We start from the raw sequence: 16,414 nt of genomic DNA on the forward strand, positions 1-16,414 counted from the left end.
CCTGTAGGGGCCTTGAAACGCCCCTCCGTCCCGTCGCCACGCGGCTCCGCGCCACGCGACACTCGGTGAGGACAGGCCTATTCCGCCGGGCGGGCGGCGGCGAAGACGTTCTCGATCACCCGGCGATAGACCGAGGTCAGGGCGTCCAGTTCGGCGGTGGGCACGCGCTCGTCGAACTGGTGCATGGTCACTCCGACGAGGCCCAGCTCCAGCACCGGGCACAGGGCGCGGATGAAGCGGGCGTCGGAGGTGCCGCCGGTGGTGGAGGCTTCGGGGCGGCGGCCCAGCTCGGCCTCGACCGCGTCCTGCACCAGGGTCACGAACGGCCCGACGGGGGTCAGGAAGGCCTCGCCCGAACACATGTGCTCAAGCGTGATCTGCATCCCGGTCTCGGCCTGGATCCTGCCCGCCTCACGGTTCAGCCAGTCGATCAGTTCATCGCCGGTGTGGGCGGGGTTGAAGCGGATATTGAGCCGCGCCTTCGCCTCGGCCGGAATGACGTTGGTCGCCCCGTTGGCGATGTCGATGGTGGTGATCTCGAGGTTCGAGGGCTGGAAGGCCTCATAGCCCTCGTCGAGGACGTGGGCGTCCAGGACCCCCAGCAGCCGCACCAGCACCGGGGCCGGGTTGGCCGCGCGCTGCGGATAGGCCACGTGGCCCTGTTTGCCGTGGACGGTGATCCAAGTGTTGAGCGAGCCGCGGCGGCCGATCTTGATCATGTCGCCCAGCACGCCCTGCGAAGAGGGCTCTCCGACGATGCAGGCGTCGATGATCTCGCCCTCGGCCATCAAGGCCTCGACCACGCGCTTGGTGCCGTGCAGGGCCGGGCCTTCCTCATCGCCGGTGATCAGGAAGGACAGGGAGCCGTGCGGCTCGCCCTTGGCCAGGACCTCGGCGACGGCCGAGACCCAGGCGGCGATCCCGCCCTTCATGTCCACTGCCCCGCGGCCGAACAGGATGCCGTCCTTGACCTCGGCCTGGAAGGGATCGGAGGACCAGCCGCTTTCGGCGCCGGTGGGCACCACATCGGTGTGACCGGCGAAACAGAGGTTGGGCGAGGCCGTGCCGCGACGGGCGTAGAGGTTCTCGATCCGCGCATGGACCCCGGCGCCGCCCGGTCCCTCGAACGGCATGCGGCGGCAGGTGAAGCCCAGCTCGGTCAGGACCGTCTCCAGCACCTCCATCGCCCCGGCGTCGACCGGAGTCACCGAGGGTCGACGGATCAGCAGGCGGGTCAGTTCGACAGGATCGATCACAGGAGTTGATGCGCGGCTCATGGCTCTATGCTTTACGGGGCTTGTGCGACTGCGAGAAGGGATGGCCGTGCCCAAGATAGTTAACGCCGAGGCCCCGACCATCAGCGGAACTACCTACCCCGACGAATACGCGGCGGAGTGCCGGCCGCGCCGCCGCTGGCGGCTGGGCGATGCGGTCGGGCTGGACCAGTTCGGCGTCAATCTGCTGCATCTTCCAGCCGGGGCCTGGTCCTCGCAGCGCCACTGGCATTTCACCGAGGACGAGTTCGTCTGGGTCGTGTCTGGCGAGGTGGTCCTGATCGAGGGCGAGCCGAACCCGGACGGCTCGGGTGAAACCCTGGTCGAGACCGTTCTGCGGGCCGGGGAGTGTGCGGGCTTCAAGGCCGGGGCCCCCTACGGCCACAAGATCGAGAACCGTTCGGACAGTCTGGCTGTGCTGCTGGAGGTCGGGACGCGCAATCCGACCGGCGACGGCTGCGACTATCCCGATATCGACATGGTCCTGCCGCTCGGCGGCGACCGCTATCACCACCGAGACGGAACACCGTACCCCAAGTATGACCGACGCACCTGACGCCCCCGAACCGATCACCAAGCCCGTCGCCGAAGCGGCGCTGGCCGCCCACGGGACCAATCCGTGGGCGATCCCCGACTTCCGCTATCTGTGGGTGACGCGGGTCGCGGCCGGGCTGGCGATCCAGATCCAGTCGACGACGGTCATCTGGCAGGTTCTGGATCTGGCGCGGGTGCGCGGCGCCACGGTGCAGGAGGCGGCGCTGTATGCCGGCGCCGTGGGGCTGGTGCAGTTCATTCCGCTGCTGATCCTGACCCTGCCCGCCGGGGAGATGGCCGACCGGCGCGATCGCCGCCGCACCGTAGCCTTTTCGGTGGCCGGCGAGCTGACCTGCGCAGTCCTGTTCCTCGGCCTGGCCCTGCACGGCGCCGTGCCGCTGTGGGCCCTGCTGGCCGTCGCCGGCCTGTTCGGGGTCAGCCGCGCCTTCCTCGCGCCCGCCAGTCAGGCCTATCTGCCGATGGTCGTCGGCCGCGCCGGCCTGCCCCGCGCCATCGTCGCCCAGGCGCTGGCGTTTCAGGTCGGGGCCATCGCCGGTCCCGCCGCGGGCGGGCTGCTGATCGGCCGGTTCGGGATCAATTTCGCCTATGGCGTCTCGGCGGCCCTGTTCGTGATCGCCCTGATCTGCATCCTTCTGGTCAAGACCAGCGGCAAGCCGCTGAACGCCCGTGAAGGCGGGGACCTGCGCGACCGGATCACGGCCGTCGGCGAAGGCCTGAGCTATATCTGGAAGACGGGTGTGGTGATCGGGGCGATCTCGCTGGATCTGGTCGTGGTCCTGCTGGCCGGGATGGCGCTGCTGATCCCGGTCTTCGCGCGCGACATCCTGCATGTGGGTTCGGAGGGCTTCGGCCTGTTCCGCGCCTCCTTCGGGGTCGGAGCCTTCCTGATGGGCCTCTATCTGGCGCGCTTCCCCATCGTGCGCCGGGGCGGCGCCTGGATGTTCGGAGCGGTGGCCGTGTTCGGGGTCTGCACCCTGGTGTTCGGCGTGTCGCGGATCGCCTGGGTCTCGGGCGTGGCCCTGGCCATCGCGGGCGCCGCTGACATGATCAGCGTCAACATCCGCCAGACCCTGATCCAGCTGGCCACCCCCGACGAGATGCGCGGCCGGGTGTCCTCGGTCTCGATGCTGTTCATCGGCGCCTCCAACGAACTGGGCGACGCCTTCACCGGCCTGATGGCGCGGATCATGGGACCGATCGGCGCGGCGGTGTTCGGCGGCTTCGGCGCCCTGGCCGCCACCGGTCTGTGGGCGAAGATGTTCCCGAGCCTGAGGAAGGCGGACCGGCTGGAGTAGCGGCGGCTAGCCCCAGACCTTGAAGTGCTTGGACAGCTTCAGCCCCTGCTTCTGGTAGTGGCTGCCGCCCTCGCCGTAGAGGCGGGTGGGCTTTTCGGTCAGGGGTTCATAGACCAGACGCGCGACGATCTGGCCGTGTTCCAGCAGGAAGGGGGTATCGTGGGTGCGGACTTCCAGCACCCCTTTCGAGCCCGCGCCGTGAGCCTCGTCGGTGCCGAAGCCCGGGTCGAAGAAGCCGGCGTAGTGGACACGGAACTCGCCGACCGACGGGTCGATGGGGGTCATCTCGGCGGCCTGATCGACGGGGATTTCGACCGCGTCCGAGGAGGCGAGGATGTAGAACTCGCCCGGGTCCAGCAGCAGTTCGCCACGACGCAGGGTCAGGGGCTCCCAGTAGTCGCGCGGGTCGTGGCCGTCGATGTTCTCCAGATCGACGACGCCGGCGTGGCGACGGCCGCGGAAGCCGACGATGTCGCCGCCGCGCAGGTCGACGCCGACCGAACGGGTCTCCAGCTTGGGCGGTTCGCCGGCCTTGAGGCGCAGCTGGTTCAGTCGGGTGCCCGGGCGCACGAGGATAGAGAAGGTCTGGGGCGCGATCTCCATATAGAGCGGCCCCTCATACCCCTCGGCGACGTCGTCGAAGCTGGCGCCGCGATCGGTCAGCAGACGCACGAACACGTCGACGCGGCCGGTCGAGGATTTGGGGTTGGCGCGGGCGATCAGGCCCCTGGGCAGGCTGAGACGCTCCTGCAGCTCGGCGATATAGACGCAGCCCTTTTCGAGCACATAGCCGCCCGACAGGTCGATCGGATGCATGGAGACGTCGGCGATGCGGTCGGCGACCAGACGCTGGCCCGGAAGGAAGGAGGCGCGCACGCGCCAGGCGCGGTCGGACAGGCGCAGGTCGAGGCTGGCCGGCTGGACCTGATCGGCGTCGAAGGGAGTCTGCGAGGTGATGGCGCCCGTGGCGATCAGGGTCTCGATGGACTGGCAGGGCAGAATGCCTGCTTTGGAAATGTCGAATGTCATTTCGACAGCCATACACGTTGCGCCCGAAAAGCGAGAGGGGTTGAAGCGCGGCGGCAGCGGCGCGAGTGTCGCGCCATGCACGACAGCAAGCCTTACATCGCTGAAACCGAAGGGGTCCTAGTCAAGGTCCGGCCCAGCTATCTGGCCGGTCAATCCGATCCCGACGCCGGGCGCTGGGTCTGGGCCTATCAGGTCGAGATCGTCAATCTGGGGACCTCGGCGATCCAGCTGGTGTCGCGCCACTGGGTGATCACCGACGCGCGCGGTCATGTCGAGGAGGTGCGCGGTTCGGGCGTCATCGGCGAACAGCCGGTGATCGCGCCGGGCGACAGCTATTCCTACGCCTCGGGCTGCCCGCTGACGACGCCGTCCGGCTCGATGGTCGGCGCCTATTCCATGACCGACGGCGACGGGCGGGTGTTCGAGGCGGCCATTCCGGCGTTCAGCCTGGATATTCCGGATGGGCGGCGGACGCTGAACTAGCGTCCTTCTTTCCCAGGTTCCGGGTCCCCGCCCTTGGCTTATCTTCGGGCCTGCGAAGCCGGACCCGGGGGCGGGGATGAGCGGAAGCGGAACGCGCTCAAGCAGTGAGCGACCGCGTCGTGAGCGTTAGCGCACTAAAAAGAGGAAAGTGGAGACCGACACGACCCGAAGGGGAATTCGTTGTGGCTGCTGCCTTCCGGCCCTGACCAGGTTGGCGAAGCCTTCGCCCGCACCGATCTCCGAGGCCCATATCGCGAATCCCGGCGGCGAGATCAAGGCGCCTCTCCCGCAAAGCCGTCGGGGAGGCTATGTGCAGACCATGAGCCTCCCCGTCCTGAACACCTTCGCCGGCAATCCGCTCGATCGGGCGGGAGACCTCCGGAACGACCCCGGCTGGATCGAGGCGCAGGCGACGCACCCCGAGGCCCTGGCCATGGTGCTGTGGGAGGGTCAGCCTCTGCTGGAGGACGGGCCAGAGGGGCCGCGTCTGGCCTGGCTGTCGATGAGTCATGCGCGCGATCTGGTGAAGGACCGGGAGCTGTTCCTTGGCCTCTGGAAAGAGGCGCCGGTCTTCGCCATCGAATATGAGACGCCCGAGGATCCGACGACGGGACCGGTGCGTGGTCTGGGCCAGTTCAGCGGAATGCGCGAGGCGGCCGCCGTCCTGCCGGGGAATGAGGCGGCCATGGCCGGGACGGCCAAGGCCCTGTTCGACTGGCGCCGGCGTCATGGGTTCTGCGCCGCCTGCGGTCAGAAGAACGGCATCGCCAACGGCGGCTGGAAGTTGATCTGCTCGGCCGACGGGACCGAACATTTCCCGCGCGTCGATCCGGTGACCATCATGCTGCCGGTCTACAAGGGCGGCCCCGAGCCCCTGTGCCTGCTGGGCCGTCAGGCGGCCTGGCCGGCGGGGCGGATGTCGGCGCTGGCCGGATTCCTCGAGCCCGGCGAGAGCATCGAGGAGGCCTGCGCGCGCGAGATCAAGGAAGAGAGCGGACTGACGGTCACCGCGGTCCGCTACCACTCCAGCCAGCCCTGGCCCTTCCCGTCCCAGCTGATGATCGGCCTGATCGCCGAGGTCTCCGACGATCAGGCGGCGCCGGACGAGACGGAGCTGGAAGAAGTGAGATGGCTGACGCGGGCGGAGGCGGCGGATGTGCTGGCCGGAACGCATCCGACCATCAAGGCCCCGCCGCCGTTCGCCATCGCCCACACCCTGATCAAGGCGTGGGTGGAGGGGTTTGACCCGCTTTAAATCCGCTCATCCCCGCGAAGGCGGGGACCCAGACCTTTGGGCGATGAGCGTCCAAGGTCTGGGCGGACTTTGATCCCGGGCGCCGTGCCTCACGAAAGCACTGGGTCCCCGCCTTCGCGGGGATGAGCGGAAATTATTGAGCCAGCGCTCGCGCCGCTTCCAGATCGGCCGGATTGTCCACCGACAGCGGCGCCTCGGCGATCGTCGCCGCCCAGATGCTGAGCCCCATTTCCAGCGCCCGCAGCTGTTCCAGCTTCTCGCGTTTCTCCAGCGGCGACGGAGGGGCGGCGCAGAAGCGCATCAGGGCCTCGCGGCGGTAGCCGTAGACGCCGATGTGACGCCAGATCGGGGCGTCGCCGTAGAGGGTCGAGCGGGTGAAATAGAGCGCCTTGCCCTGACGTTCGCCGTCAGCGAGGGCGAGGACGGCCTTCACAACATCGACGTTGGTGCGGTCCGAGACGTCTGATTCGGCAGCGACGAGGGTGGCGATGTCGCAGGTCGGCTCGCCGTGCAGCAGGGCGGCGCAGGCGGTGGCCAGACCCGGGTCGGCGAAGGGCATGTCGCCCTGCAGATTGATCACCGCGTCATAGGCGCCGTCGGGATCGATCGCCTCGAGCGCCGCGCGAATCCGGTCCGAGCCCGAGGGCAGGTCCGGGTCAGTCAGCACGGCCTGTCCGCCGATATCGACGATGGCGTCCACGATCTCCTGATCCCCGGCCGCCACGGCGACGGGCAGGCCGGAGTTCAGGGCGCTTTCATACGCCCGGACGATCATCGGCTTGCCGCCAATATCGGCCAGCGGCTTGTTCGGCAGGCGGGTCGCCGCCATGCGAGCGGGTATCAATATGAGCGGGTTCATCGTGCAGGTGTTGCCTTGTTGCGGCGGGACGTTTCTAACTGCGTTGTGGGTCGGTTGCGATTGCGGCGCTAGCGTGTCAGAGACGCCCACGCAAGAATTCGCCTCGTCCATTCAAGCGGCGGGGCCCAAAACGGGGTGCGACGACACGGATGAGCGGCGATCTGAAGTGGAACAAGATTTTCGGCGCCGGTCTGGCGACGGCATTCGTGATTATCGTGGTTCAGCAGGTGGGCGTCCACGTCTATGCGACCCACGCCCCCGAGAAGCCCGGCTATGCGGTCAACGTCCCGGATGAAGCGGCCGAGGGCGGCGACGCCCCGGCGCTGAAGCCCGACTGGGGCACGGTCCTGCCCGCCGCCGACCTGGCCGCCGGCGAGGCCGCCTTCGCCCGCTGCAAGGCCTGCCACAACAACGCCCAGGGCGGCCCCGACGCCATCGGCCCGAACCTGTATGGCGTGGTCGGCGGTCCGGTCATGCACCGCGCCGGCTTCGCCTATGACGACGCCATGGCCAAGCACAAGGCCGAGCATCCGACCTGGGGCTATGACGAGCTGGACGCCTTCATCACCTCGCCGCAGAAATACGTCCCGGGCACCAAGATGTCCTTCGCCGGCCTGCGCGACACGGCGACCCGGATCAATCTGATCGCCTATCTGCGCTCGCAGGGCTCGACCGGTTTCGCCATCCCGGCGCCGGATCCCTCGCGTCAGCCCGGCGCGGCTCCGGCCGCTGCGGGCGCCGCCGCCCCGGCCGCTGAGGGCGCTGCTGCCGCCCCGGCCGCCGCTGAAGGCGCTCCGGCCTCGGGCGCTTCGGCCCCGGCCGCCGGTCCCGCCGGCGCCTCGACGACGCAAGCCGCGCCGGCGCCCGCCGCGCACTGAGGCTTCGGTCAGAACAGAGTTGGGAAGGGCGGTCTTCGGGCCGCCCTTTTCATTTGCGCGCTAGAGGCGACGGAAGACCGGGGCCGAGAAGCCGTCGGCGGCGTAGCGCGCCTCGGCCTCGGCCAGATCCTCAATGACCACGGCGCCGGCATGGCCGGTGGCGTGGATGAGGCGGTCTGCGTCGTAAGCGAAGGCCGAATGGCCGGTCCAGCTCTCGCCGCTGTCGGGCTTGAGCCAGAGGACGAGGTCGCCGCGCTTGAGGTCGGCGCGCTCGACGGCGTAACCGAGCTCGGCCTGTTCATCGGTGCGGCGCGGGCCGGCCAGGCCGCAGGCGTAAAGGCAGGACTGGATCAGGCCAGAGCAGTCGGTGGCGCGCGAGGTGCGGGCGCCCAGCTGGTGCGGCGTGCCGAGCATCCGTTCGGCGACGGCGACGGGGTCGCGCTCGAACGTGCCGGTCTGCATCAGATCGTCGACGGCGACGCCGGACCAGGCATGATGGATCAGGGCGTTCAGCGGCAGGACGGCGGTGGTCGAGGCGACCCGGTGGGTGGCCAGGGGCGCGCCCCGGTCCAGTGCGGCGCGGTCGATCCAGCCGACTACGCCGTCACGACGCGAGCGGCCCCAGAGGCGGTCGCCCCAGTCTTCACTGGAATGGCTGTCCAGAACGTCGAAGGCCTCGCCGAAGATCAGCTGGTCGACGCGTTCGGAAGACGGATCGGTGGAAAGGGAAATATCGGCGACCGGCAGGCGGCCGTGCATCGGAACGACCGCGCGGAAGGCCGGAGCGCGCACGCGCCCCTCCAGCCCCAGCTCGGCCAGATCGGGCCGAAGGAGCCAGCTGCGTTCCTCGATGGCGGCGGCTGCGGTCACGCAAATCCCGACGAGACAGGGTCCCTGACGACCCGGACGCATACTCTGGGCAAGGAAGGCGAAAGCGGCGTTAACGGCGGAGGATTTTTCCCCAGCTGATGCGCATGGCTTGAAGCGTGACCGTTCGTTTCCCAGATCGATGGGACGCCGAAGGGGACGATGGTCGATGCTGCTGAGCCTGCTGCTGGGGATCCTCGCGGTCCTGATCGTCTTCCCTGAAACCGCTATGGCGCGGGCTCTTTTCCGGTGGCTGGTCCAGCCTCTGGCGGCGAAGCTGAACCGGGTGCGGCCCGGGCATCTGGTCTTTGCAGCCGTGCTGATCGGCCTCGCGACCGCACTGATCGTCTTCTTTGAATGGGAGGGGGTGCGGCTGGTCGGGATGGCGGCGCCCGAGGTGGTGAGCTGGCTGGCCATGTTCGACGCCGCCGCGGTTCTGGACCTCGCCGCCGTGGCTGTCGCAATGGCCGCGACCACACGATTCAGAGCGGTCCGGGACCGGGTGCTGGCGATAGCCGGTCAGATCGTGACGGGTACTCGCACAGTTCTGACAAGAGGACGGCAGAGGGCGTTCAAGGCCCGGCCGACGGCGCCGAAGCCTCCCCGGTCGGACGAGCCCGACCCGGCCTGGCCCGGTTACGCCTTCGGGTAGCGGCGCTTCAGCATCTCGTAGCAGGCGCGCATCGCCTGGGCCTCGCCGCCCTCGGGGTGACCCGGACGACCCCGGCTGTTCCAGGCGAAGATGTCCATATGGGCCCAGCCGCCGGTCGTGGGCGCGAACTTCTGCAGGAAGAGGGCGGCGGTCACCGATCCGGCCTGGGCCCAGGCGGCGGAATCGTTTTTGACGTCGGCGATCTCGCTGTCGATCGAGGCCTGGTAGCCGGCCCACAGCGGCATGCGCCACAGGGGGTCGTCGACGGCCGCCGAGGCCGCCAGCAGGTCGGCGGCGAGGGCCTCGTCATCCGTATACAGCGGCGGCAGTTCGGGGCCGAGCGCCACGCGGGCGGCGCCGGTCAGGGTGGCGAAATCCAGCGTCAGATCGGGCGAATGCTCCGAGGCGCGGGTCAGGACGTCGGCGAGGATCAACCGGCCCTCGGCGTCCGTATTGCCGATCTCGATGGTCAGACCCTTGCGGCTGTTGAGGATGTCGCCGGGGCGGAAGGCGTCGCCGGAAACGGCGTTCTCGACCGCCGCCACCAGCACCACCAGCCGGACATTCAGCCCCGCCGCCATGACCAGACGGCCGAGCGCGAGGGCGTGGGCCGAGCCGCCCATGTCCTTCTTCATATTGCGCATCCCGGCGGCGGGCTTGAGGTCGAGGCCGCCGGTGTCGAACACCACGCCCTTGCCGACCAGGGCGACCAGCGGCAGGTCGGTCCTGTCGAGGTTCCAGCCGATCTCGATCACGCGCGGCTGGCGGTGCGGGGCGGCGGCGCGGCCCACGGCGTGGACCGCCGGATAGTTGTCTTCGAGAAGCGCCTGACCTTCCGTGACTGTGATCGTCGCCCCCGCGCTCTCCGCGATCTCGCGGGCGATGGTCTCGATCTGCAGCGGCCCCATGTCGGCGGCGGGGGTGTCGACCATCTCGCGGGCCAGGGCGCAGGCCGAGGCGATGGTCAGGGCTTCGGCCAGATCGACGCCCTCGGGCGCGACCAGATGGACGGCGCCGCGCTCGGGCCGGGCCTTGTAGCGGTCGAACAGATAGGCCCCGAGCGCGAACTGAAGCGCAGCGGCGCCGATCTCCGAGGCCGGGACGCCGTCCAAACGGTAGGTCCCGGCAGGCAGTTTGGCCGGCAGCGCCCGCAAGGCCTTGGGCTCGAAGGCCGCGCCGATGCCGAACAGGACCTCCGACAGGGCGCCGTCGGGGCCCGCAACCAGCAGCAGTTGGCCCGGCTTGCCGGCGAAGGCGTTGGCGGCGGCCCAGGCGGCGACCGGTCCTTCCAGCGCCGCGTCCTTGCCGATCAGCCGCACAGGGATGGCGCTTTCGGCGGAGGCGACGAGGGCGGCGGTCGAAGAGGCAGACATGAGGCGATCCCGGGCAGGCGTCGGTAAGAAGCCTCGTACATTGCGCTTTTCGTCCGCCCGCGCCAGCATCGCGGCGACTTCAATCGGCGGGAAACAAGGCCATGACCAAAGTCCGGGTGGACGGCTTCACGATCTCGCTGGACGGCTTCGGGGCCGGGCCGGTGCAGACGCTGGACGACCCGATGGGCGGGCGCGGCGGCCTGCTGCACGGCTGGCTGCGCGGCACGAAGACCTTCCACGACATGGTCGGCGCCGAGGGCGGCTCGACCGGGGCGGACAATGATTTCGCGATCAAGGGGTTCGAGAACGTCGGCGCCTGGATCATGGGGCGCAACATGTTCGGACCCGTTCGCGGCGACTGGCCGGACGACGAGTGGAAGGGCTGGTGGGGACCCAATCCGCCCTATCATGTGCCGATCTTCGTCCTGACCCACTATCCGCGCGACCCTCTGGTGATGGAGGGCGACAACATCTTCCACTTCGTCTCTGGCGACGTCGGCGAAGTGCTCAAACAGGCCGTGGCGGTGTCGAACGGCAAGGATGTGCGCATCGGCGGCGGGGTCTCTACCGTGCGCGCCTTCCTTGAGGCCGGGCTCATCGACGAGATGCATCTGGCGGTGTCGCCGGTGCTGCTGGGCTCAGGCGAGGCCCTGCTGGCGGGACTGGACCTGCCGACGCTCGGCTATGACGTCGCGGCGCATACGGCGACGGACGGGGCGATGCATGTGATCGTGCGCAAGGTCTGATCCGGTCCGTTAACCACTGGTTGACGCCGAAAGGCGATTCTGGAGGCCGCTCATTCCTATGGGAGCGTCCCATGTCGCGCCTTGCCCTCGCCTCCGCCCTCGTTCTGACCAGCCTGATCGGCGCCCCGGCGCTGGCGGGAGACCGCGCGCCCGACACCCAGGCTGCGCCCGCCTCGACCGCGCCCGTGCCCGCCACGGCGGAACAGCGCGCCGCCATCGAGCGGCAGGACGCCCTGACCCGGTCGGTGTTCTGGAACCGCGAGCGCGACATCAATCCGGCCGACCCGATCGCCGGGGTCAAGCTGGCGGCCGCCCTGCGCGAAATGGGCCAGTACGATCAGGCCGCCGACGCCGCCCAGATCGTGCTGCAGGCCCAGCCTGACAACTATGAGGCCATGCTGGAGTTCGGCCGCGACCAGATCGCACGCGGCCAGGGCTTCTACGGGATCGCGGCTCTGGAGAAGGCGAAGGCCATGGCGCCCGGCGACTGGCGCCCCCTGTCCCTGCTGGGCGTGGCCTATAATCAGGTGCGCCGTGCCGAAGACGCCCGCGCCGCCTGGAACGAAGGCCTGCAGCTGTCGGTCGACAATCCCGAAATCCTGACCAACGCCGCCGTGGCCCAGATGACCGACGGCAATCTGCCGGGCGCCGAGGCCCTGCTGCGCCGCGCCGTGGCCCAGCCGGGCGCCACGACCAAGATGCGGCTGAACCTCGCCCTGGTTCTCGGCCTGCAAGGCAAGACGCCCGAGGCCGAACAGATCATCCGCCGCGACCTGCCGCCCGAACAGGCCGACCGCAACCTGCAATGGCTGCGCGAGAAGTCGGCGCCCCAGGCGACGCCGGCGTCTCTTCCCGCCGGATCGGCGACCGCCCGGACCTGGAATTCACTCCAGAACCCCTAGCGGCCGCCTTTCAGCCTTTAGCGATCAGCCCCGACGCGCGTCGGCCAGCTGGACCCGGGCGCGCAGGCGCGCATCGGCGGACACCGCCGTCGCCACCTCATTGAAGCGTTCGCGGCTCAGGCCGGATTCCTCGACGGCCGCGGCCATGGCGGTCTGCTGTTCGGGCGTCGGCGTCGCGCCGCCGGCGGGGGCGAGCTCGCGCAGCTTGACCATGGCCGAGGCGAACTGACCGACCTCTTCATCGGAGACGCCGGCTGCGACCGCGCTGCTGGCCGGGGCGTCGAGCACGGCGAGACGGGCGCGCAGGACAGCGTCAGACGAGACCTTGCCGCTGATGGCGTTGAACTGTTCGATGCCCAGACCCGAGGCCTCGACCGCGGCGGCCATCTCGGCCTGTTGTTCGGTGGTGGGGGCTCCGCCCTGAACCGCAGCGGTGACAGCCTTCACCTTCTGCATGGCGGTGTTGAAGGCGGTCAGCTGGGCGTCGGTGACCTCACCCGCGGGCGAGGCGGCGGCGGGAGCCTCCTGTGCGAAGGCGGCGGTCCCGACGGCGGCCAGGCCGGCGGCGAGCGAGAGGGCGGAAACGGCGGCGATAAGTTGAAGACGCATGGTCACTCCTGAAGGACACGCCCGACCGGCTGCGCCACGACAAAAGCCACGACCCTCCGGCCCCCATACGGGCGCGAAACTACCTCGGACCGGGGGAGACGGCCCTTTCGGAACAGGACATATCGCCGGGGCGTCCAAAGTGTTCCACGGGTCGGGCGGTCACAAATGTTCAACCCCGCGTCAGACAGTCGTGATTGCCCCCGGCGGACGCGCGTGCTGGATGGGATCATGCCCTCCCCCACGCTCCCCACGCGGTCTTACGACGCCTTCCTGTTCGACATGGACGGGACCCTGCTCTCTTCCATCGCCGCCGCCGAGCGGGTCTGGTCCGCCTGGGGCCGCCGCCACGGTCTGGATCTCAAGACCTTTATCCCGACCATCCACGGTGTCCGTGCGCCCGACACCATCCGCCGACAGAACCTGCCCGGAATCGATCTGGAGGCCGAGGCCGCCTGGGTCACGGCCGGAGAGATCGCGGACACAGACGGGGTCGAAGAAATCCCGGGCGCCCTCGCCTTCCTCGCGTCCCTGCCGCCTGACCGCTGGGCCGTGGTCACCTCGGCGACGCCGGATCTGGCGAAGGCGCGGATGGACGCGGCCGGGATCGCCCCTCCACCACTCCTGATCAGCGCGAATGACGTCACGCGCGGCAAGCCTGATCCCGCCGGCTTCCGGCTGGCCGCCGAAAGGCTGGGCTTCCGGATCGAGGACTGTCTGGTGTTTGAGGACGCCGAGGCCGGGATCGCCGCCGCCGAGGCCGCGCCCGCCGACGTCGTGGTCATCACCGCCGCCCACCAGCACCCGCTGGAGACGGCCCATCCGGCGCTGGACGGCTATGAGGGCGTGCGGTGCGTGGTCGACGAGGACGGGCGGTTGAACCTGACCCTTTGAATCGCGTCGCTGAACCGCCTATCTTCAAACCATGATCGATGAGCTCTACAGCGCGCGCATCCTGTCGCTGGCGGCCAACCTGCCGCACAGCGGGCGTTTGCCCATGCCTGAAGGCACCGGCGAGCGCGTGGCCAAGCTGTGCGGATCGAAAGCCATCGTCGATGTGGTCCTGAACGCCGAAGACCGGGTCTCCGACTTCGCCCAGGACGTAAAGGCCTGCGCCCTCGGCCAGGCCGCGGCGGGCGTAGTGGGCGAAAGCGTCATGGGCGCCTCGGTCGATGAGATCGCCTCCGCCCGAGACGCCATGCTGGCCATGCTCAAGTCCGGCGGCGAGGGCCCCGAGGGTCGTTTCGAGGGTCTGCGCGCCCTGAAACTGGTCGCCGACTATCCGGCGCGCCACGCCTCCACCATGGTCGCCCTCGAGGCGACGCTGGACGCCGTGCGTCAGGCCTCGCAACGCGACACGGCCGACACACGAACTAGCCTCGCCGGCGCCGCCTGACAGGGCGTGCCTGAACCCGCAAACCGGGTTAAGGCGTGTCCACCATGGCCCGCACCGGCATCACCCTCTACGAACGCGGCGTCCGCGCGGCCCATCGGGGCTACAAGCTGACGCTGTCTCCCTTCTTCGGGCAGTCGTGCCGGTTCCTGCCGACCTGTTCCGACTATGGCCGCGACGCGCTGATCCAGCACGGACCGGTCAAAGGGGGATGGCTCACCGTGCGACGCCTCTGTAAATGCCATCCCTTCGGCGGGTCGGGATACGACCCGGTTCCGCCTGTAAAGACGACGACAGACACATGATCGACCTGAAATTCCCCGACGGCGCCGTGCGCCAGTATCCCGCCGACGCCACGGGCCGTGACGTGGCGACCTCCATCTCGCCGTCGCTGGCCAAGAAGGCGGCCCTGATCGAGCTGGACGGCAAGCTTCTGGACCTCGACGCCCCCATCGGCGGCTCGGGCGCGCTGAAGATCATCATGCGCGACAGCCCCGAGGCGCTGGACACCCTGCGCCACGACGCCAGCCACGTGATGGCCCAGGCGGTGCAGGAGCTGTTCCCCGGCACCCAGGTCACGATCGGCCCGGCCATCGAGGACGGCTTCTATTACGACTTCGCGCGCGACGAGCCCTTCTCGACGGACGACTTCGCCAAGATCGAAAAGCGGATGGCCGAGATCGTCGACCGCGACGCGAAGATCGTCCGCGAGGTCCTGCCGCGTGACGAGGCCATCGCCCGCTTCGAAGCCATGGGCGAAAAGTACAAGGCCGAGATCATCCGCGACCTGCCGGCGTCGGAGGACATCAGCGTCTATCACCAGGGCCCCTGGCAGGACCTGTGCCGCGGGCCGCACTTCCCCTCGACGAAGTTCGTGGGCAAGGCCTTCAAGCTGACCAAGCTGGCGGGCGCCTACTGGCGCGGCGACCACCGCAACCAGCAACTCCAGCGCATCTATGCGACGGCCTGGGCGACCCAGGCCGATCTGGACGCCTATCTGCTGCGCATCGAGGAGGCCGAGAAGCGCGACCACCGCAAGCTCGGCAAGGCGATGGAGCTCTTCCACATGCAGGAAGAAGGCCGGGGCATGGTCTTCTGGCACCCCAAGGGCTGGGTCCTGTGGCGCGTGCTGGAGGCCTATATGCGCCGCCGCCTGGACGCCGCCGGCTATGTCGAGGTCAAGACGCCCCAGGTGCTGGACCGCACCTTCTGGGAGAAGTCGGGCCACTGGGAGAAGTATCGTCCCAATATGTTCGTCTGCGAGACGGTCGAGGGCGAGGAACTCAGCCTCAAGCCGATGAACTGCCCGGGCCACGTGCAGATCTTCGACCAGGGCCAGCGCTCGTACCGCGAACTGCCGCTGCGCATGGCCGAGTTCGGCGCCTGTCACCGCTATGAGCCGTCCGGTTCGCTGCACGGCCTGATGCGGGTGCGCGGCTTCACCCAGGACGACGCCCACATCTTCTGCCGCGAGGACCAGATCGTCGAGGAGACGGCCGAGTTCATCAAGCTCGCCCGCTCGGTCCACGCCGACCTCGGCATGGAGACGGCCTATATCAGCCTGGGCACCCGCCCCGAGAACCGCGCCGGCACGGACGAGTTCTGGGACAAGGCCGAGAGCCTGATGGCGGAGGCGGCCCGCGCCGCCGGGACCGAGCCCGTGGTCACGCCCGGCGACGGCGCCTTCTACGCGCCCAAGCTGGACTTCATCGTCAAGGACGCCATCGGCCGCGAATGGACCTGCGGCACGATCCAGCTCGACTATGTCCTGCCCGAACGTCTGGGTGCGGAATATACGGGTGAAGACGGCCAGAAGCACCGCCCCGTGATGCTGCACCGGGCGATCCTCGGGTCGTTCGAGCGCTTCATCGGCATCATGATCGAGAACTACGCCGGGGCCTTCCCCCTGTGGCTCGCGCCGGTGCAGGCGGTGATCGCGACGATCACCTCGGACGCCGACGGCTATGCGGAGGAAGTGGCGGCGAAGTTCCGCGCCGCGGGCCTGCGCGTCGAGACCGATCTGCGCAACGAGAAGATCAACTACAAGATCCGCGAACACTCGGTCGGCAAGGTCCCCGCCATCGCCGTCGTCGGCCGCAAGGAGGCCGAGGAAGGCATGGTCGCCATCCGCAGGCTCGGCTCGCAGGCCCAGACCATCGTGTCGGTGGAAGAGGCGATCCGCCTGCTGACGGAAGAGGCCACGCCGCCGGATTTGCGCGCGTAAAATACACGTTTGACTTGTGCGGA

General features: G+C 69.0%; 18 protein-coding genes and 1 other RNA gene. 12 read left to right on the forward strand and 7 right to left on the reverse strand.

Going from position 1 to position 16,414, the window contains the following annotated elements; all coding sequences use genetic code 11:
- Nucleotides 1-77: 77 nt before the first annotated feature.
- On the reverse strand, nucleotides 78-1,277 hold the full coding sequence (gene dapE / locus AC07U0_RS03535; protein WP_494718639.1) for a succinyl-diaminopimelate desuccinylase: 1,200 nt from the start codon (nucleotides 1,275-1,277) through the stop codon (nucleotides 78-80).
- 46 nt (nucleotides 1,278-1,323) lie between these two features.
- Between dapE and AC07U0_RS03540 the strand changes: the two genes are divergently transcribed.
- Both AC07U0_RS03540 and AC07U0_RS03545 read left to right on the forward strand, forming a co-directional pair.
- Nucleotides 1,324-1,830, forward strand: a complete 507-nt coding sequence (locus AC07U0_RS03540; protein WP_494718640.1) for a cupin domain-containing protein — start codon at nucleotides 1,324-1,326, stop codon at nucleotides 1,828-1,830.
- A complete protein-coding gene (locus tag AC07U0_RS03545) occupies nucleotides 1,814-3,124 on the forward strand; it encodes an MFS transporter (RefSeq protein WP_494718641.1) in 1,311 nt (436 codons plus the stop codon). Before AC07U0_RS03540 ends, AC07U0_RS03545 begins: the two co-directional genes overlap by 17 nt.
- Nucleotides 3,125-3,130: 6 nt before the next feature.
- Here AC07U0_RS03545 and AC07U0_RS03550 read toward each other — a convergent pair whose 3' ends face one another.
- Entirely contained in the window at nucleotides 3,131-4,153 is a 1,023-nt protein-coding gene (locus AC07U0_RS03550) for a 2'-deoxycytidine 5'-triphosphate deaminase (protein ID WP_494718642.1), read from the reverse strand.
- A gap of 75 nt (nucleotides 4,154-4,228) precedes the next feature.
- Here AC07U0_RS03550 and apaG point away from each other — a divergent pair, with 75 nt between their 5' ends.
- On the forward strand, nucleotides 4,229-4,636 hold the full coding sequence (gene apaG, locus AC07U0_RS03555) for a Co2+/Mg2+ efflux facilitator ApaG/CorD (RefSeq protein ID WP_494718643.1): 408 nt from the start codon (nucleotides 4,229-4,231) through the stop codon (nucleotides 4,634-4,636).
- A gap of 146 nt (nucleotides 4,637-4,782) precedes the next feature.
- Here apaG and ffs read toward each other — a convergent pair.
- Nucleotides 4,783-4,878: signal recognition particle sRNA small type (gene ffs / locus AC07U0_RS03560), an RNA gene on the reverse strand.
- Nucleotides 4,879-4,955: 77 nt separating this feature from the next.
- On the opposite strand from ffs, the gene nudC reads away from it, so the two are divergent.
- Nucleotides 4,956-5,891 carry an NAD(+) diphosphatase gene (gene nudC / locus AC07U0_RS03565; RefSeq protein ID WP_494718644.1) on the forward strand — a complete coding sequence of 312 codons (936 nt, stop codon included), beginning with the start codon at nucleotides 4,956-4,958 and terminating at the stop codon, nucleotides 5,889-5,891.
- 133 nt (nucleotides 5,892-6,024) lie between these two features.
- Here the strand turns inward: nudC and AC07U0_RS03570 are convergent, their stop codons facing one another.
- Nucleotides 6,025-6,750, reverse strand: a complete 726-nt coding sequence (locus AC07U0_RS03570) for a 3-deoxy-manno-octulosonate cytidylyltransferase (RefSeq protein WP_494718645.1) — start codon at nucleotides 6,748-6,750, stop codon at nucleotides 6,025-6,027.
- 149 nt (nucleotides 6,751-6,899) lie between these two features.
- Between AC07U0_RS03570 and AC07U0_RS03575 the strand changes: the two genes are divergently transcribed.
- Nucleotides 6,900-7,628 carry a c-type cytochrome gene (locus AC07U0_RS03575; protein WP_494718646.1) on the forward strand — a complete coding sequence of 243 codons (729 nt, stop codon included), beginning with the start codon at nucleotides 6,900-6,902 and terminating at the stop codon, nucleotides 7,626-7,628.
- A gap of 60 nt (nucleotides 7,629-7,688) precedes the next feature.
- Here AC07U0_RS03575 and AC07U0_RS03580 read toward each other — a convergent pair whose 3' ends face one another.
- Complete coding sequence (locus AC07U0_RS03580) at nucleotides 7,689-8,498, reverse strand: C40 family peptidase (protein WP_494718647.1); 810 nt, start codon at nucleotides 8,496-8,498, stop codon at nucleotides 7,689-7,691.
- A 166-nt stretch (nucleotides 8,499-8,664) separates the two neighbouring features.
- On the opposite strand from AC07U0_RS03580, the gene AC07U0_RS03585 reads away from it, so the two are divergent.
- Nucleotides 8,665-9,147, forward strand: coding sequence for a hypothetical protein (locus tag AC07U0_RS03585; RefSeq protein WP_494718648.1), 483 nt, complete (start codon nucleotides 8,665-8,667; stop codon nucleotides 9,145-9,147).
- Here AC07U0_RS03585 and AC07U0_RS03590 read toward each other — a convergent pair.
- Nucleotides 9,132-10,520, reverse strand: a complete 1,389-nt coding sequence (locus AC07U0_RS03590) for a leucyl aminopeptidase family protein (protein ID WP_494718649.1) — start codon at nucleotides 10,518-10,520, stop codon at nucleotides 9,132-9,134. The two genes, AC07U0_RS03585 and AC07U0_RS03590, sit on opposite strands and share 16 nt — an antisense overlap.
- Nucleotides 10,521-10,621: 101 nt before the next feature.
- On the opposite strand from AC07U0_RS03590, the gene AC07U0_RS03595 reads away from it, so the two are divergent.
- Complete coding sequence (locus tag AC07U0_RS03595) at nucleotides 10,622-11,266, forward strand: dihydrofolate reductase family protein (RefSeq protein WP_494718650.1); 645 nt, start codon at nucleotides 10,622-10,624, stop codon at nucleotides 11,264-11,266.
- A gap of 71 nt (nucleotides 11,267-11,337) precedes the next feature.
- Nucleotides 11,338-12,168: a tetratricopeptide repeat protein gene (locus AC07U0_RS03600; RefSeq protein WP_494718651.1), complete on the forward strand. Its 831-nt coding sequence runs from the start codon at nucleotides 11,338-11,340 to the stop codon at nucleotides 12,166-12,168.
- A gap of 24 nt (nucleotides 12,169-12,192) precedes the next feature.
- On the opposite strand, the gene AC07U0_RS03605 is transcribed toward AC07U0_RS03600, so the two are convergent.
- Entirely contained in the window at nucleotides 12,193-12,777 is a 585-nt protein-coding gene (locus AC07U0_RS03605) for a DUF4168 domain-containing protein (RefSeq protein WP_494718652.1), read from the reverse strand.
- A 228-nt stretch (nucleotides 12,778-13,005) separates the two neighbouring features.
- Here AC07U0_RS03605 and AC07U0_RS03610 point away from each other — a divergent pair, with 228 nt between their 5' ends.
- Genes AC07U0_RS03610 through thrS form a run of 4 tightly spaced genes read left to right on the forward strand, consistent with a single transcriptional unit; the run spans nucleotide 13,006 to nucleotide 16,391 of the window.
- Nucleotides 13,006-13,668, forward strand: a complete 663-nt coding sequence (locus tag AC07U0_RS03610) for an HAD-IA family hydrolase (protein WP_494718653.1) — start codon at nucleotides 13,006-13,008, stop codon at nucleotides 13,666-13,668.
- Nucleotides 13,669-13,699: 31 nt separating this feature from the next.
- Nucleotides 13,700-14,170 (forward strand): iron-sulfur cluster assembly scaffold protein, encoded by a 471-nt coding sequence (locus tag AC07U0_RS03615; RefSeq protein ID WP_494718654.1) that lies wholly within the window; start codon nucleotides 13,700-13,702, stop codon nucleotides 14,168-14,170.
- Nucleotides 14,171-14,229: 59 nt separating this feature from the next.
- The gene (yidD, locus tag AC07U0_RS03620) at nucleotides 14,230-14,472 is read left to right on the forward strand and encodes a membrane protein insertion efficiency factor YidD (protein ID WP_494719182.1); all 243 of its coding nucleotides are present in this window, start codon (nucleotides 14,230-14,232) and stop codon (nucleotides 14,470-14,472) included.
- Nucleotides 14,469-16,391, forward strand: coding sequence for a threonine--tRNA ligase (gene thrS / locus AC07U0_RS03625; RefSeq protein ID WP_494718655.1), 1,923 nt, complete (start codon nucleotides 14,469-14,471; stop codon nucleotides 16,389-16,391). The genes yidD and thrS overlap by 4 nt, the downstream gene beginning before the upstream one ends.
- Nucleotides 16,392-16,414 lie beyond the last annotated feature (23 nt).

The sequence above is a fragment of the Brevundimonas sp. GW821-FHT02A10 genome (assembly GCF_059422025.1).

Excerpts from the sequence above, each read along its gene's own strand:
- AC07U0_RS03615 (WP_494718654.1), top strand. The coding sequence starts at position 13,700 with ATGATCGATGAGCTCTACAGCGCGCGCATCCTGTCGCTGGCGGCCAAC.
- AC07U0_RS03570 (WP_494718645.1), bottom strand. The coding sequence starts at position 6,750 with ATGAACCCGCTCATATTGATACCCGCTCGCATGGCGGCGACCCGCCTG.
- AC07U0_RS03610 (WP_494718653.1), top strand. The coding sequence starts at position 13,006 with ATGCCCTCCCCCACGCTCCCCACGCGGTCTTACGACGCCTTCCTGTTC.
- dapE (WP_494718639.1), bottom strand. The coding sequence starts at position 1,277 with ATGAGCCGCGCATCAACTCCTGTGATCGATCCTGTCGAACTGACCCGC.
- AC07U0_RS03595 (WP_494718650.1), top strand. The coding sequence starts at position 10,622 with ATGACCAAAGTCCGGGTGGACGGCTTCACGATCTCGCTGGACGGCTTC.
- AC07U0_RS03590 (WP_494718649.1), bottom strand. The coding sequence starts at position 10,520 with ATGTCTGCCTCTTCGACCGCCGCCCTCGTCGCCTCCGCCGAAAGCGCC.
- AC07U0_RS03600 (WP_494718651.1), top strand. The coding sequence starts at position 11,338 with ATGTCGCGCCTTGCCCTCGCCTCCGCCCTCGTTCTGACCAGCCTGATC.
- AC07U0_RS03575 (WP_494718646.1), top strand. The coding sequence starts at position 6,900 with ATGAGCGGCGATCTGAAGTGGAACAAGATTTTCGGCGCCGGTCTGGCG.
- apaG (WP_494718643.1), top strand. The coding sequence starts at position 4,229 with ATGCACGACAGCAAGCCTTACATCGCTGAAACCGAAGGGGTCCTAGTC.
- nudC (WP_494718644.1), top strand. The coding sequence starts at position 4,956 with ATGAGCCTCCCCGTCCTGAACACCTTCGCCGGCAATCCGCTCGATCGG.
- AC07U0_RS03550 (WP_494718642.1), bottom strand. The coding sequence starts at position 4,153 with ATGACATTCGACATTTCCAAAGCAGGCATTCTGCCCTGCCAGTCCATC.
- AC07U0_RS03605 (WP_494718652.1), bottom strand. The coding sequence starts at position 12,777 with ATGCGTCTTCAACTTATCGCCGCCGTTTCCGCCCTCTCGCTCGCCGCC.
- AC07U0_RS03585 (WP_494718648.1), top strand. The coding sequence starts at position 8,665 with ATGCTGCTGAGCCTGCTGCTGGGGATCCTCGCGGTCCTGATCGTCTTC.
- thrS (WP_494718655.1), top strand. The coding sequence starts at position 14,469 with ATGATCGACCTGAAATTCCCCGACGGCGCCGTGCGCCAGTATCCCGCC.
- AC07U0_RS03545 (WP_494718641.1), top strand. The coding sequence starts at position 1,814 with ATGACCGACGCACCTGACGCCCCCGAACCGATCACCAAGCCCGTCGCC.